At 69.8% G+C, this 13,987-nt stretch carries 13 protein-coding genes; 6 read left to right on the top strand and 7 right to left on the bottom strand.

The annotated features are described in order from the left end of the window. Window positions 1–138: 138 nt before the first annotated feature. The 4 genes from G3I71_RS31030 to uraD are packed head-to-tail and all read right to left on the bottom strand — an operon-like array spanning window position 139 to window position 3,415. The gene (locus tag G3I71_RS31030; RefSeq protein ID WP_164319758.1) at window positions 139–1,512 is read right to left on the bottom strand and encodes an 8-oxoguanine deaminase; all 1,374 of its coding nucleotides are present in this window, start codon (window positions 1,510–1,512) and stop codon (window positions 139–141) included. 31 nt (window positions 1,513–1,543) lie between these two features. Further along, on the bottom strand, window positions 1,544–2,464 hold the full coding sequence (gene pucL, locus G3I71_RS31025; RefSeq protein ID WP_164319756.1) for a factor-independent urate hydroxylase: 921 nt from the start codon (window positions 2,462–2,464) through the stop codon (window positions 1,544–1,546). A 7-nt stretch (window positions 2,465–2,471) separates the two neighbouring features. Beyond that, window positions 2,472–2,897 (bottom strand): hydroxyisourate hydrolase, encoded by a 426-nt coding sequence (uraH, locus tag G3I71_RS31020; protein WP_164319754.1) that lies wholly within the window; start codon window positions 2,895–2,897, stop codon window positions 2,472–2,474. Between the two features lie 5 nt (window positions 2,898–2,902). Beyond that, on the bottom strand, window positions 2,903–3,415 hold the full coding sequence (uraD, locus tag G3I71_RS31015; RefSeq protein WP_164319752.1) for a 2-oxo-4-hydroxy-4-carboxy-5-ureidoimidazoline decarboxylase: 513 nt from the start codon (window positions 3,413–3,415) through the stop codon (window positions 2,903–2,905). A gap of 878 nt (window positions 3,416–4,293) precedes the next feature. Here uraD and G3I71_RS31010 point away from each other — a divergent pair. The 4 genes from G3I71_RS31010 to G3I71_RS30995 all read left to right on the top strand — a co-directional run bounded on the left by G3I71_RS31010 (window position 4,294) and on the right by G3I71_RS30995 (window position 9,929). After that, window positions 4,294–4,701 (top strand): hypothetical protein, encoded by a 408-nt coding sequence (locus tag G3I71_RS31010; protein ID WP_164319750.1) that lies wholly within the window; start codon window positions 4,294–4,296, stop codon window positions 4,699–4,701. A gap of 402 nt (window positions 4,702–5,103) precedes the next feature. Then, window positions 5,104–6,375 carry an ABC transporter substrate-binding protein gene (locus G3I71_RS31005; protein WP_203731822.1) on the top strand — a complete coding sequence of 424 codons (1,272 nt, stop codon included), beginning with the start codon at window positions 5,104–5,106 and terminating at the stop codon, window positions 6,373–6,375. A 30-nt stretch (window positions 6,376–6,405) separates the two neighbouring features. Further along, entirely contained in the window at window positions 6,406–9,201 is a 2,796-nt protein-coding gene (locus G3I71_RS31000) for a branched-chain amino acid ABC transporter permease/ATP-binding protein (RefSeq protein WP_164319748.1), read from the top strand. Next, window positions 9,198–9,929, top strand: coding sequence for an ABC transporter ATP-binding protein (locus G3I71_RS30995; protein WP_164319745.1), 732 nt, complete (start codon window positions 9,198–9,200; stop codon window positions 9,927–9,929). Before G3I71_RS31000 ends, G3I71_RS30995 begins: the two co-directional genes overlap by 4 nt. A gap of 133 nt (window positions 9,930–10,062) precedes the next feature. Here the strand turns inward: G3I71_RS30995 and G3I71_RS30990 are convergent, their stop codons facing one another. The 3 genes from G3I71_RS30990 to G3I71_RS30980 all read right to left on the bottom strand — a co-directional run bounded on the left by G3I71_RS30990 (window position 10,063) and on the right by G3I71_RS30980 (window position 11,847). Then, the gene (locus G3I71_RS30990) at window positions 10,063–10,419 is read right to left on the bottom strand and encodes a helix-turn-helix domain-containing protein (protein ID WP_164319818.1); all 357 of its coding nucleotides are present in this window, start codon (window positions 10,417–10,419) and stop codon (window positions 10,063–10,065) included. 65 nt (window positions 10,420–10,484) lie between these two features. Beyond that, window positions 10,485–10,739, bottom strand: coding sequence for a hypothetical protein (locus G3I71_RS30985; RefSeq protein ID WP_164319743.1), 255 nt, complete (start codon window positions 10,737–10,739; stop codon window positions 10,485–10,487). A gap of 139 nt (window positions 10,740–10,878) precedes the next feature. Continuing rightward, on the bottom strand, window positions 10,879–11,847 hold the full coding sequence (locus G3I71_RS30980; protein ID WP_164319741.1) for a hypothetical protein: 969 nt from the start codon (window positions 11,845–11,847) through the stop codon (window positions 10,879–10,881). Window positions 11,848–12,108: 261 nt separating this feature from the next. Here G3I71_RS30980 and G3I71_RS30975 point away from each other — a divergent pair, with 261 nt between their 5' ends. Both G3I71_RS30975 and G3I71_RS30970 read left to right on the top strand, forming a co-directional pair. Next, window positions 12,109–12,948, top strand: a complete 840-nt coding sequence (locus G3I71_RS30975) for a TIM barrel protein (protein ID WP_164319739.1) — start codon at window positions 12,109–12,111, stop codon at window positions 12,946–12,948. Window positions 12,949–13,023: 75 nt separating this feature from the next. After that, entirely contained in the window at window positions 13,024–13,914 is an 891-nt protein-coding gene (locus G3I71_RS30970; RefSeq protein ID WP_164319737.1) for a 2-hydroxy-3-oxopropionate reductase, read from the top strand. Window positions 13,915–13,987: the final 73 nt, after the last annotated feature.

The raw sequence follows: 13,987 nt of genomic DNA, 5'->3' as shown, positions 1-13,987 counted from the left end.
CGGCTGAGACGGTCGGTGGTGACGGTCGGTGGTGACGGCCGCACGCGACGGCAGGACTCCGGCCGAGGGCCGTCCCCCTCGGCCGGAGGTCTATTCAGGCCCGGAGGCCCGGAGGCCCAGGGCCCAGGGCCTCCGGTGTCAGGCTCGCGCCGCGATGGCGGCGAGCCGCCGGGCCTCCGCACGCGTCGAGCGGGCGATCTCGTCCTCGTCGACGTGCAGCAACCGCCCGTTCTCGACGATCTGTTCGCCGTTCACGAAGGACGCGGTGACCGGTGCCGCCGCGCCGAGGACGAGGGCGATGACCGGGTCGGCGATCGACGCGTGGGCCAGGGTGTCCAGGTTCCAGAGGACCAGGTCGGCGAGCTTGCCCGGTTCCAGTGAGCCTGTCTCCCTTGCCCTGCCCAGCACTTGGGCGCCGCCGTACGTCCCCAGGCGCAGGGCCTGACGGGCGTTCAGAGCCGCTTCCCGGTGCGCCCCGAGGCGGTTGATGAGAAGGGCGTTGCGCAGTTCGGTGTGGAGTTCGCCGGACTCGTTGGACGCGGTGCCGTCGACGCCGAGGCCGACCGGGACGCCCGCCGCCAGCATGTCGGGGACACGCGCGATGCCAGCCGCAAGCCGGGCGTTGGAGGACGGACAGTGGGCCACACCCGTCTTCGTACGGGCGAAGGCGGCGATGTCCGAGTCGTTCATGTGGACGCAGTGCGCCATCCACACGTCTTCGCCGAGCCAGCCCGTGGACTCGAAGTAGTCGGTCGGTCCCATGCCGAACAGTTCCTTGCAGAACTGCTCCTCCTCGACCGTCTCCGAGCCGTGCGTGTGCAGGCGTACACCCTTGCGCCGCGCCAACTCCGCGCCCTCGCGCAGCAGTTCGGTCGAGACGGAGAAGGGTGAGCAGGGGGCGACCGCGATCTGGGTCATGGCGTCGAAGGAGGGGTCGTGGTGCTCGTCGACCGTGGCCTCGGTGGCGGCGAGCGCGCCCTCCAGGGTCTCGACGGCGAAGTCCGGGGGCAGGCCGCCGTCCTTCTCGCTGCGGTCCATCGAGCCACGGGCGAGCGTGAAGCGGACGCCCATCTCGCGGGCCGCTCCGATGATCGCGCCGGACAGGTCGCCGGAGTCCTTCGGGAAGACGTAGTGGTGGTCCATGGCGGTCGTGACACCACCGCGGGCCATCATGGCCAGCGAGCCCTGCGCCGCCGCGCGCACCATCGGCTCGTCGATGCGCGCCCACGTCGGGTACAGCGCCACCAGCCAGTCGAAGAGGTTGTGGTCGGTGGCCAGGCCCCGGGTGATCCACTGGTAGTAGTGGTGGTGCGTGTTGACCAGGCCGGGGGTGACGAGGTGCCCGCTCGCGTCGATGCGCCGGACCACGTCCGTCAGACCCTCGGGGGCCTTTCCGGCGCCGACCGACTCGATGCGGTTGCCGGCGATCACCACATGGCCGGACGCGTACTCGGTGTCGGCGGCGTCCACGGTCGCGACCGCGCAGTTCTCGATGACGATGCGCTGAACCATCGTTCGTCCGTCCTTAACTTCCGGTTACGCGTCAGAGGTTGGTGAGGTCGGCGGGGATACGCGCCTCGGCGCCGTCACGCAGGATCGTGCCCTCGATCAGTCCGTACGGACGGTCGGCGGCGAAGTACACCTCATTGTCGTTCTTCAGCCCGAACGGCTTCAGATCCACCAGGAAGTGATGCTTGTTGGGGAGGGCGAAACGCACCTCGTCGATCTCGTCCCGCTGCTCGATGATCCGGGCACCCATCTGGAACAGGGTCTGCTGGAGGGAGAGCGAGTAGGTCTCCGCGAAGGCCGACAGCAGGTGCCTGCGGGTCTGCGCGTAGGACTCCTCCCAGTCGGGCATCTCCCTTTCCTCGTCGGACCAGTTGAAGCGCCAGCGCGCGGACACCTGGGTCGCCAGGACACGGTCGTAGGCCTCGGGGAGCGTCGTGTACTTGTCCTTGACGTAGCCCCAGAACTCGGAGTCGGTCGTGTTCATCACGACCAGGTCCTTGAGCCCGGAGACCACCTCCCACGACGAACCGTCGTACGTGATCTGGGTCAGCCGGGTCTCCTGGCCCTGCCGGGCGAAGGAGTGCTCACCCTCACCCGCCGCCTCGATCCGCTCCCAGGAGTACTCCTCGATCCGGATGCGCGCCTTCAGGATCGGCTCCTGGGTGGTCACGAAGTGCCGGGCCAGATGGATGCCGAACTGCTCGGCCGAGTCGATGCCGTGCTCCTTGGCGAAGGCGTACACCGTGTTCTTGGTGGTGTCCGTCGGCAGGACGTTCGCGTTCGAGCCGGAGAGGTGGACCTCGTCCATGTCGCCGGAGAGCGACACCGAGACGTTGAGATCCTTGACGTGGTGGGTGGCGCCGTCGCGGGTGACGCGCACGACGCGGTTCTCGGCCTTGCCGTACTGGTTCTGCCCGAGAAAGACGGGGCGGGCCTTGCCTGCTGAATCGGTCATGGTGCTGCTAGCTCCCTCGGTATACGGAGTAGCCGAACGGGTTGAGCAGCAGCGGTACGTGGTAGTGCTCGCCCGGCACGACGGCGAACGTGATCGCCACCTCCGGGAAGAACGCTCCCGCCGCAACGCTGTCCCGGTTCGCGGGGGCGTCCTGCTGCGCATCGGCCTGCTTCTTCTCCAGGTACGGCTCGACCTCGAAATCGAGCCGCACATGGGTCGTGCCCTCCGGCAGCGCCGGCAGGTCCTTGCACCGCCCGTCGGCGTCCGTCGCGCTGTCGCCCAGTGCCCGCCAGTCCGCTTCGCGCCCGCTGCGCGCGGCGAGCCGCACGGCGACGCCCGCGGCGGGCCGGCCGACGCTGGTGTCCAGGATGTGCGTGGACACGGAGGCGACGAAGGCGCTGGGGTCGGCGGTTTCCGTGCTGCCGGTACTCATGTCTGTCAGTGCTCTTCCTGTACGAGGTTGCCGAGCCGGATGCGGTTGATCTTCCCCAGTTCGGTGCGGACGATCTCCCGCTCCCGCTCCGGCGTGTTCCCGATCCGTTCCCGAACCGCGTCGCGCATCTGCTCACCGGTCCGGCCGGTCGCGCAGATCAGGAAGACATGGCCGAACCGCTCCTGGTAGGCGAGGTTCAGTTCGAGCATCTCCGCCTTCAGATCCTCGGAGGCGCCGGCCATGCCGCGCTGTTCGCGGGCGGAGGTCGGATCACCGGGCTCGGGACGGCCGATGGGCGGGTGCCCGGCCATCGCCTCGGCGAGGTCGTCGGCGGTCAGCTCGGCCGTCGCCGCGTCGCTCGCCGTGTACAGGTCCTCGGTGGTGGCGTACGGGCGCTTCGCGAGCAGGTGCCGCCCCCAGGCGGTCGAGGCACAGACCTCGTGAAGGGCGGCGCGGGCCGTGGACTCCGCCAGGGCGTTGAACCGGGCGAGGCCGCCAGGGGTCGTACTCGACGTCACGGCAGACCTCCGTGGCCTTGGGCGTGCTGGGGTACTGGGGTACTGGGGTGCGTGCTGGACGCACTCAGGGCTGGCTGCGCACAGCTAACGCCTTCCGGCGAGGAGACGTCAACACTTTGTTGAAAACTCTGGGTAACAACGATCGCCACCCCTGGCCCGTCGGGCCTGCTTCTCGCGGTTCAGGTAGTTGTGGACAAGTACCTCACTCAGGCGTGATCTCGCGAGCGGGGCTCACCGAGGACGGCTCCACGAACCAACTCTCTGCGGCAGCCGGACGGCAGCGGCGGCGCCCGCAGGTTCCCGCAGGTTCCCGCCGCGGAAGCCGACGGGCATGCAGCCGCAGGAAGCCGGTCATCGGCGAGACCGACCTGCGCTCCATTCCTTCGCACATGCCGAGGCAGCCCGACGGGACGCCCCGTCCAGTCGTTGCGCCTACGGCTTCCCATGACTGGCCGAATGGATTCCGGCCCCTCATTTCGAGCACGAGCGCTGTCCGCACATGGGGATCGCCACCATCGGCAGCAACCGAGGCGCGCCCCTCGACCGCACCTCCGGGCTCGAACCTTTGACCGACCCTGCGTGCACCGCTCACCGGTTGAGGGTCCCGATCATTCGGCTGTTCCCCAGCAGCCCACTGACATGCGGCTTTCAGATGCATCCCGTTGCTGCGGTGCTGCCGACCAGGCCATGACAGCGGCAGCGACGTGCGGAATGAGGGCCTGACATCAACAGCCAGGGGCCGCACGGGGCATTTCAGGGGCTGCGCGACGGGTTCCGCCAGACTTCAATTACGTATACTCTTCTGCATTGCAGCCAGTTGTGCGTGGAAAGTGCGACATCGGCCTGCGGGGTCAGCATCTTGTCGCGAAGGAGCGGAGATGAGCGCACTGCCAGGTGGCGACGTGGCCTCGGGTTCGAGTGCTGCCGGAACGATTGGGCTACTCGACGCCGGGCGGACCGGTGAGCCGATGGCGGAGCGGTTACCGGCGGTCGGCCCCAGGTCCGCCCGCACACGCGGCGGGCAGAGGCCGGCGATCACGCAGTCGATGTCGCGAGTGCTTGCGACAGGCCGCGTGATGGGTGTCGAGGAGAGCACCTTGTTCGAGGTCCCCACAGTCAGAAGCGGCGGGAACACCACGGGGCGGCGCATCGTCGCCCGCGGCGGATCCGCGTGCCGCGCCTACGCTGTCACGCCGTTCCTCCGCCAGGATCTGGCGACCTGCCGGGACACTGCGGCAGAAATGGGCGCCCTCTCGAAGTTATTGACCGCAGCCATGACGGGCTGATGAACCTCGACGCTGTGGCTCCCCGAGAGAGCCACAGATTCGATGAAGATCGCCCTTGACACGCAACTGCGCCCCGGGCACAAGCGGTGCGCGGCAACGGGACCGGACGTGTTCGGGCTCGACGACAATGGCCGGCCCCTTGCCGCGCACCCGTTTCCGATCGAGAGGATCGGATGACCTGTTCCGTGCCGGCGGGTCACCCCGATCGCCGGTCGTGAGGTCCCTGCCACGCCGGTCGGCATGGTTTGCCGCGCCGCCCTGCCTACGTGCCATTCGAAATCCGTTTGCGGCTTTCTCTCTTCACATTCTCAGACGGCAGCGCAGCCACGGCTCCGGCCCGGTGCGCTACCGACCACTGATCGCAACGAGTGCCGGACACTCGCCGAAACTTTGGGAAGCGACATGAATGAGTGGGTCAGACCGGTCTTCTCCTCGCCCCGGTCACGGGTGTCGGTCGCGCTGATTTCGAGCGCGGTCCTGCTGGCAGGATGCGGAGGCGGTGGTGGTGACGTCACCACCACGGACAGCACGCAGGTACCAGCCGCGCTGGCGAGCGCGTTCCCGGGCAAGAAAGCCACCGGCGAGCCGGTGAGGATCGGCCTGATCACCAATGAGGGCGGCGCCAGTACCAGCCAGCCCGAGAACAGGGAGGCCGCGGAAGCGGCCCGGAAGTACGCCAATGACAACCTCGGCGGGATCGCGGGCAGACCGATCACCTTCGTGATCTGTAAGACCAAGGAGGAACCGGCCGCCGCACGGGACTGCGCGAACCAGATGGTCGAGCAGAAGGTGGACGCGGTCGTACTGACGAGCAGCGGTCTGGGTGACTCCATGGTGCCGATCGTGACCCAGGCCGGCATTCCCTGGGCGACCGCCGTGGGCGCCAGCAACGCTGAAGCCACCAGCACCGACTCCTTCTCCTGGACGGGCGGTTTCCCGGCGAACATGACGGCGATGGCCGCGTACTCCAAGGAAATGGGGTACAAGAAGGTCGCCGCGTTCGTCATCGACGTACCGGCCGCGGTGAGCGGCATGGAGGCCATCGGCAAGCCGTTCTTCGCCAAGGCCGGCATCGACCTGCAGATCGTGACGATAGCGGCGGGCACACCGGACGCGTCGCCTCAGGTGAGTGCCGCGCTGGGGAAGAAGCCCGATGCCGTCGCCGTCATCGGCGAGTCGACCGTGTGCACCTCCGTGCTCCAGGCGATCGGCACGCTCGGCGGCGACACCCCGCGGGAGCTCGTCCAGTCGTGTGTGGCCCCCGAGGTCATCGACGCCGTGGGCGCGGGCATGGACGGCGCGCAGGTGTTCAGCGGCTTCGACCCGGCCAGCGACCACATCGAGGCCCAGCTCTACCGTCAGGTGATGAAGCGGTACAGCCCCGACACACCGACCCAGGGATACGCGGCCGTCGGGTACCAGGGTGTGCTCGGCCTGGTGCGCGCGCTGCACGGCCTGACCGGCGAGGTCACGCCCAGGACGATCGCCGCGGCCATCAGCTCGGCCAAGGACGTCGTGTTGCCCGTGGGCCACGGCTCCACCTTCACCTGTGACTCCGCGGCGGTACCGGGGATGAAGGCGGCCTGCTCGGCGAAGGTGATCACCGGCACGATGTCCGGCGGCAAGCTGGACAAGGTACGGGTCATCGATCCCAGTCCGTTGTTCGCGCAGTAGTCGAAGCAGCCGGAAGGGACGGTCTCGCCGATGAGCCAGTACGTCGTGTTTCTGCTGCTGGGCCTGGGGAGTGGGGCGGTGTTCGGCGCGCTCGCGCTGGCACTGGTGCTGACCTACCGCAGTTCCGGGGTGGTCAACTTCGCCACCGGGGCGATCGCGCTGTACAGCGCGTACACCTACGCGTTCCTGCGCCGGGGTGAGCTGCTGGTGCCGATACCGGGCCTGCCGACAACGGTCGGACTCGGCGGACCGCTCGGGCTGGTCCCGGCGATGGTGATCTCGCTGGTGCTCGCCGCGGTGTTCGGGGTGGTTCTGTACGGGCTGGTCTTCCGGCAACTGCGATCCGCGCCGCCGGTGGCCAAAGCCGTCGCCTCGATCGGGGTGATGCTGGTGATCCAGTCCGTGATCGCCGCGCGGGTGGGCACCGCCCAGGTGTCGGTCAAGGCCATTCTGCCGAACGACCCGGTGGAATGGGGTGGTTCGCGTATCCCCGGCGACCGGCTGTGGTTCGCGGCGGTCATCGTCGTACTGACGGTCGCGCTGGCGCTGGTGTTCCGGCTGACCCGGTTCGGCCTCACGGCCAGGGCGGCGGCGGAATCGGAGAAGGGCGCACTGGTCAGCGGGCTGTCGCCGGAGCGGATCGCGGTGGCGAACTGGGCGCTGAGCTCGGCCATCGCCGGCCTGTCCGGCATCCTGATCGCACCGATCGTGCCCCTGGTCCCGATTTCGTACACCCTGTTCATCGTGCCGGCCCTCGCCGCGGCCCTGGTCGGCAACTTCACCGCGCTGGTCCCCGCCGTGGGAGCCGGCCTGGTCATCGGGATGCTGCAGTCGGAACTGCAGTTCCTCCAGGGACAGTGGTCATGGCTGCCTCAGACCGGCACGGCGCAGCTGGTGCCGCTGGCCGTGATCCTGGCCTACCTCGTGGTCCGCGGACGGCCACTGCCGACCCGCGGCTCTCTGGTCCAGCAGGCGTTGGGCCGCGCGCCGCGGCCCGACCGTATCCTGGTCCCGGCCGTCGTGAGCACCGGCCTGGGTGTCGTCGTTCTCCTCGCCACCCGCGGAAGCATCCGCGCCGCGGTCATCACCTCGCTGACCCTGGCGGTGATCTCACTGTCGCTGGTGGTCGTCACCGGGTTCGCCGGCCAGATCTCGCTGGCCCAGCTGACCCTGGCCGGGGTCGGCGCGTTCAGCCTCAGCAAGCTGAGTGCGGGGTGGGGGATCCCCTTCCCGTTCGCCCCGCTGCTGGCGGCCGTGGCGGCGATGGTGATCGGCGTCGTGATCGGGCTTCCCGCCCTGCGGATCCGTGGTCTGCCCGCGGCGGTGGTCACGGTCGCGCTGGCGGTGGCCCTCGAGGCCTTCTGGTTCCGCAACACCGAACTCAACGGCGGCCTGGACGGCTCGCAGGTCCCCGCACCACACCTGTTCGGAATCGACCTGGGCATCGGTGCCGGCGAGGACTACCCGCGCATCCCGTTCGCGTTGCTGTGCCTGGTGGTGCTGTTGGGGGTCGGCCTGGGTGTGGGACGGCTGCGCCGCAGCCGGCTCGGGGCGGCGATGCTGGCCGTGCGCGCCAACGAGCGGTCGGCCGCGGCGGCGGGGATCGACGTCGCCCGTACGAAGATCATCGCCTTCGCGATCGGAGCGTTCATCGCCGGGCTCGGGGGCGCCCTGCTGGGCTACCAGCAGACCGTCGCCGACGCCCAGATGTTCACCGCGATCGGCGGTCTGGGCTTGTTCGCCACCGCGTACCTGGCGGGCATCACCGCCCTGTCCGGCGGCCTCGTGGCCGGCGTGATGGGAGCCGGAGGCCTGCTGCCGGTTCTGCTGGACCGGGCACTGTCAATGGGAGAGTGGTACGGCGTGATCATGGGCATCGGCCTGGTGCTCACGGTGATCATGAACCCGGAAGGCATCGTCGGTCCGGCGCACGAACTGATGGACAAGCTGCGAAACAGGCGCCGGCCCGGCGGCGCCGCCGACGCCGACGCCGCCGAGTTGGACACCGAGATGCTGACCGAGGCGGCACCGTCCGCCCGCCCGAGGGTCCCCGATCCGGGCGAAGTGGTGCTCTCGGTGCGCGACATCGGGGTGCGGTACGGCGGTGTGGTGGCGGTCGACTCGGTCTCCTTCGACGTGCGCTCGGGTGAGATCGTCGGCGTGATAGGGCCGAACGGTGCGGGGAAGACCACCCTGCTCGACGCGATCAGCGGATACCACCGCAGCACGGGAACGGTCGAGTTCGACGGGCGGCCGATTTCGTCGCTGAAGCCTCATCAGCGGGGCCGGGCAGGCCTCGGGCGCACCTTCCAGGGCATCGAGCTCTACGAGGATCTCAGCGTGGAGGAGAACGTACTGGTCGGGGAGGCGGCGGCCCGGCACGGCGGCGACCATGTCGGCACCATGCAGGGGCTGGAGCTGCGGAACCGGTTGTTCGAGACGCTGCACCTGAGCCGGTTCCGGGCCCAGCCGGCGCGTGAACTCTCCCAAGGAAGGCGGCAGTTGGTGTCGATCGCGCGTGCCCTGGCCGGGCGTCCCCGGATGCTGCTCCTGGACGAGCCCGCGGCCGGTCTGGACAGCTCCGAGAGCCGGTGGCTGGGTGACCGTTTGCGTGCCGTCCGGGCCGGCGGTGTGACCGTACTGCTGATCGACCACGACATGGGGTTGGTGCTCGACGTGTGCGATCGGATCGTCGTGCTGGACATCGGGAAGGTGATCGCGGAGGGAACCCCCGCCGAGATCAAGGCCGATCCACGGGTCGCCACCGCTTACCTCGGTGCGACCCACGTCGATGCGAACCAATTGCGTGGGGAGGTCGTCCAGTGACCGGGCAGGAACTGCTGACATGTGAGGGCCTGGACGCGGGCTACACCAAGGGACGGCCGGTGGTGCGCGGCTTCGGCCTGAAGCTGCTCCCCGGCGAGGTCACCGCGCTGCTCGGACCCAATGGAGCCGGGAAGACCACCGTGCTGATGACGCTCGCGGGCCTGCTGCCACGCCTGGGCGGGTCGGTCACCCTTGACGGCCGGCAGATCCGTGGTGGCCGAGCCCGCGAGGTCGCCCGGAGGGGACTGGTCCTTGTCCCCGACGACCGATCGCTGTTCACCCAGTTGACCGTACGGGACAACCTGACCCTCGCCCGGAGGCGTCACGGCAGCACCGTGGACCACGTGCTCGACTTCTTTCCGGCACTGGGCAAACGTCTGAAGGTCGCGGCCGGGATGCTCTCCGGCGGGGAGCAGCAGATGCTGGCCCTGGGTCGGGCCATGATCCAGGATCCGCGCGTGCTGCTCATCGACGAGCTCAGCATGGGGCTGGCGCCGGTGATCGTCGAGGAGTTGCTGCCGGTCGTCCGGCGGATCGCCGAAGGTACCGGAACGGCGGTCGTGCTCGTCGAGCAGCATGTCCGCCTCGCCCTGGCGGTGGCGGACCGGGCGGTGGTCCTGGTACACGGCGAAACGGTGCTGAGCGGGCCCGCCCAGAGGCTCACCACGGATCCCGGGCTGCTGGAACGGGCCTACCTCGGCGAGCGGGCGCCGGAGCCCGTTTCGTGACCGGGGGTCGGACCGGGAGTCGGACCGGGGTCGAGTGTGACCTGGAAGCCAAGCAGCCGCCGGGCCACGGCGGCCTGCGGCAGTGGCCCGTCCAGGACGCCGTCCCACCGGCGGGGTCCGCGGCTGCGCCGGGTCAGCCGTCCTGCTGTGGCTGCTCGTCGCTCGCACGTGCCTTGGCCCGCTGCTCATTGACGTAATTGATGTAGTTGTAGACCGTGAAACGGCTGACCCCGAGGGCGCTCGCCACGGTCTCGACCCCGTGCCGCACGGTGAAGGCGCCGCGCGCCTCGAGTATCCGTACGGTCTCCTGCTTGGCCTTGCGGTCCAGTTCTGCCAGCGGCTTGCCGTGTCCGCGCTCCAGGGCGGCCAGGATGTGATCGAGCGAGTCGGAGAGCTGCGGCAGGCGTACGGCGACCACGTCGGCGCCCTCCCAGGCGAGCACGACGTCGTCGGGGCCGGCCCGGCCGGGCGCCACCATCTCGCCGCCCATGGCGTCGACCAGCGGTTTCACGGCCGCGACAAAGGCGGCGGCGACGGACCCGTCCCCGGCGGCGGTCACCGGCCGCCTTCCCCGTCGATCACGTTGACCTGGAGGGAGATCCGGGTCGCGCCGGCCTCCAGGGTCCTGCGCAGCAGTGCGTCCAGGGCGGTGAGCACGGCATCGGCGTGGCCCTCGGCGGTGTTGCCGAACGGGCCGACGTCCACCGCGTCCAGCTCGGCCGCCTCGATGACCTCGCGGGCGACCAGCGCGTGCGCGGGTGCCTCGTCGAGATCGAAGGGCTCGGTCGTGAACTCCACTCGCAGTCGCACTGTGCCCATTCTTCCGTCAGGTCGTGTCCCAGCCGCTTGCGTCCCGGCCGCTGGGACACGACCCTAACGGACTCCCCTGCGACATTCAGCAGGGATGCGCGCCCACTCCGAAGAGCATGCGGTCCGTACCCGAACTGCCCTACAAGCGAAGGGAGTTCATCTTCAGGACCGGGTCGGTGGCAACCTCACGGGCACCGGCGGCACGCCGTCGGCGGGCGAGGGGCACGGCCAGTACCGTCAGCGCGGCGAGTGTCGCGACACAGGCCGCCAGAGCGGGCAGCGGGGAAGCGGCTCCGCCCGCCTGCCGTACGTAGGCGAGTGTCTCCGAGTCGACATGCGTGCCCAGCAGATGGGCGGCGGCCAACGCGCCCGACAGGACCGCGGCAGCGGCGGCCACGGCCGGTGACCGGCCGAACCACAGCGCCGCACCGGCCAGCAGGCACAGTACGGAAATGCCGAACGAGGCGGCCGGTCCGTACCTCGGCGCGTCGACCCAGTCGAGCGGGAAGTGGGCCGCGCCGCAGAGCAGGACGAGAGCGGCGGCAGTCCGGCGGAACCACAGGACGTCACGCCTCCCGGCGCGCACCACGGCCGCCGTCTCCTGGACCCGAGGCGCGGTGTTCGTGACCGCGGGATCCAGGCCCCTGCCCAGGTCCCGGTCCCGGTCCCGGTCCAGGTCCTGGTCCTGGTCCTGGTCCTGGTCCTGGTCCTGGTCCTGGGCGTCGCCGATGCGGCCGATCAACTGCGCGAGGTCCTCGACGGGCCTGCCGGCGGCGGCCCGCACCGCCTGGGCCTCCGCGTGCGCGGAGTGCGGGGCCGCGTGCAGAAGCGCGACCAGGCGGCCGACCTCGGCCACCGGCCGCTGCTCGGCGGCCGTCCGGATCGCCTCGTCCATCCGGTCGACACCGTGCGCCGGCGGGCCCAGCAGTTCCACGAGGCGTGAGACGTCCTCGACAGAGCGCGCCACCGCCGCGACCCGCAGGACCGTCGCGGCGGTCGGCAGGCCGTCGGGCGACTGCTCCAGGAGGGTGACGAGCTGGACGACATCGTCCAGGGGTCTGGCGACGACCACGGTGCGCACCAGGTCGTTTGTGCGTATGCGGGTCACCGCACGGGGTTCGCCTGTTCCGGAGCTCTCCGGGCAGGCAGGGAATGGCTCGACGGCCATGTTTGCCTCACAACTTCAGTGCACTGGCGCACGAGAAACGTGCACCCCCGCTCATATGAACGTTGAACCCTGTGTAACCGCCCGCTTCCGGCCCCGCCACTCGGGAGACCCCTCTTGACAAGTTCCGACACTCGACGGCAGTCTTCCATAAAGCAGAAAGCTATTTCCACCATACGGAATTAAGAGGGGTCGCCGACGGCCATGGGATTCACAGAGCAGCGCTTCAACGTCAACCTGTCGATCCTCTTCACGGAACTCCCGCTCCTGGAGCGCCCGGCGGCGGCCCGGGCCGCCGGATTCACCGCGGTCGAGCTGTGGTGGCCCTGGCTCGACTCCCCCACCCCGGCACAGTCCGAGCTGGACTCGCTGCGGGCCGCGATCGAAAACGCCGGCGTCCGGCTCACCGGGCTGAACTTCTACGCCGGACAGCTGCCGGGCCCGGACCGGGGCGCCCTGTCGGTGCCCGGGGAGGAGTCGGAGCGGTTCCGCGCCAACATCGAGGTGGCCGCGGGTCTGGCCGAGTCGCTCGGCTGCGGCGCGCTCAACGCGCTGTACGGCAACCGGACCGAGGGCGTGGACCCGGCGGAGCAGGACGCGCTGGCGCTGGAGAACCTGGTGCTCGCGGCCCACGCCGCGAACCGGATCGGGGCGATCCTCCTCGTCGAGGCACTCAACGAACCGGAGTCGCCTCGGTATCCGCTGGTGAGCGCCCCGGCCGCCGTGGAGGTCGTCGACCGGGTCAACGCGGCGACCGGCCTCGACAACGCGCGCTTCCTGATGGACCTCTACCACCTGTCCATGAACGGCGAGGACCTCACCTCGGTGATCGACCGGTTCGCCGCGAAGACGGGGCACGTCCAGATCGCCGACAACCCCGGCCGCGGCGCCCCCGGCACCGGCACGCTCCCCCTCGCGGACCACCTCGACCGGCTGCGCAAGGCCGGTTACGAGGGCTGGGTGGGCCTGGAGTACAAACCGGGCGACCGGCCGAGCGCCGAGGCGTTCGACTGGCTGCCGCGCGAAGCACGCCGAACCCCCTGACATCACCCCCCTGCCATCCCCCTGACATCACCTCTGACATCACCGAGCAGCACAGCAGCAGAGAGGCGCCCCGTCATGACCGATCTTCCCAAGGTCGCCTGGATAGGCCTCGGCATCATGGGCTCCCCCATGTCCGAGAACCTGATCAAGGCGGGTTACGACGTCACCGGCTTCACCCTGGAACAGGACAAGCTCGACCGCCTCGTCGACGCCGGCGGCACGGCTGCCGCCTCGATCGCCGACGCCGTGCTCGACGCCGACGTCGTGATCACGATGGTGCCCGCGTCACCGCAGGTCGAGGCGGTCGCGTACGGCCCCGGGGGCATCCTGGCGAACGTGCGGCCCGGTGCCCTGCTCGTCGACATGTCGTCGATCACCCCGCAGACTTCGGTGGATCTGGCGAAGGCCGCTGCGGACAGGGGCGTCCGGGTGCTGGACGCGCCTGTCTCGGGTGGTGAGGCGGGCGCGGTCGAGGCCGTGCTGTCCATCATGGTCGGCGGTGAACAGGCCGACTTCGACAGCGCCAGGCCCATCTTCGAGGCGCTCGGCAGGACCGTCGTACTGTGCGGTCCGCACGGCTCCGGCCAGACGGTGAAGGCGGCCAACCAGCTGATCGTCGCCGTGAACATCCAGGCGTGCGCCGAGGCCGTGGTCTTCCTGGAGAAGTCGGGCGTGGACCTGAAGGCGGCGCTGGAGGTGCTGGGCGGTGGGCTGGCCGGCTCGACCGTGCTGACGCGCAAGAAGGACAACTTCCTGAACCGCGACTTCGCACCGGGCTTCCGTATCGACCTCCACCACAAGGACATGGGCATCGTGACGGACGCGGCCCGCACGGTCGGCGCCGCGCTGCCGGTCGGCGCGGTGGTCGCCCAACTCGTCGCGTCCCTGCGGGCGCAGGGTGACGGGGGTCTGGACCACTCGGCCCTGCTGCGGGCCGTGGAACGCCTGTCGGGCGCCGAGGTCTGACGCCTTCTCCCCGTTCCTTCCTCTGATCTTCCGGGCGGCGCCACCGCTGACAACTGTCCTGTCGCGCCCAGGC

Source organism: Streptomyces sp. SID12501, from assembly GCF_010550245.1.
Lineage (GTDB): Bacteria > Actinomycetota > Actinomycetes > Streptomycetales > Streptomycetaceae > Streptomyces.
This window is presented reverse-complemented; position numbering and strand designations above follow the sequence as displayed.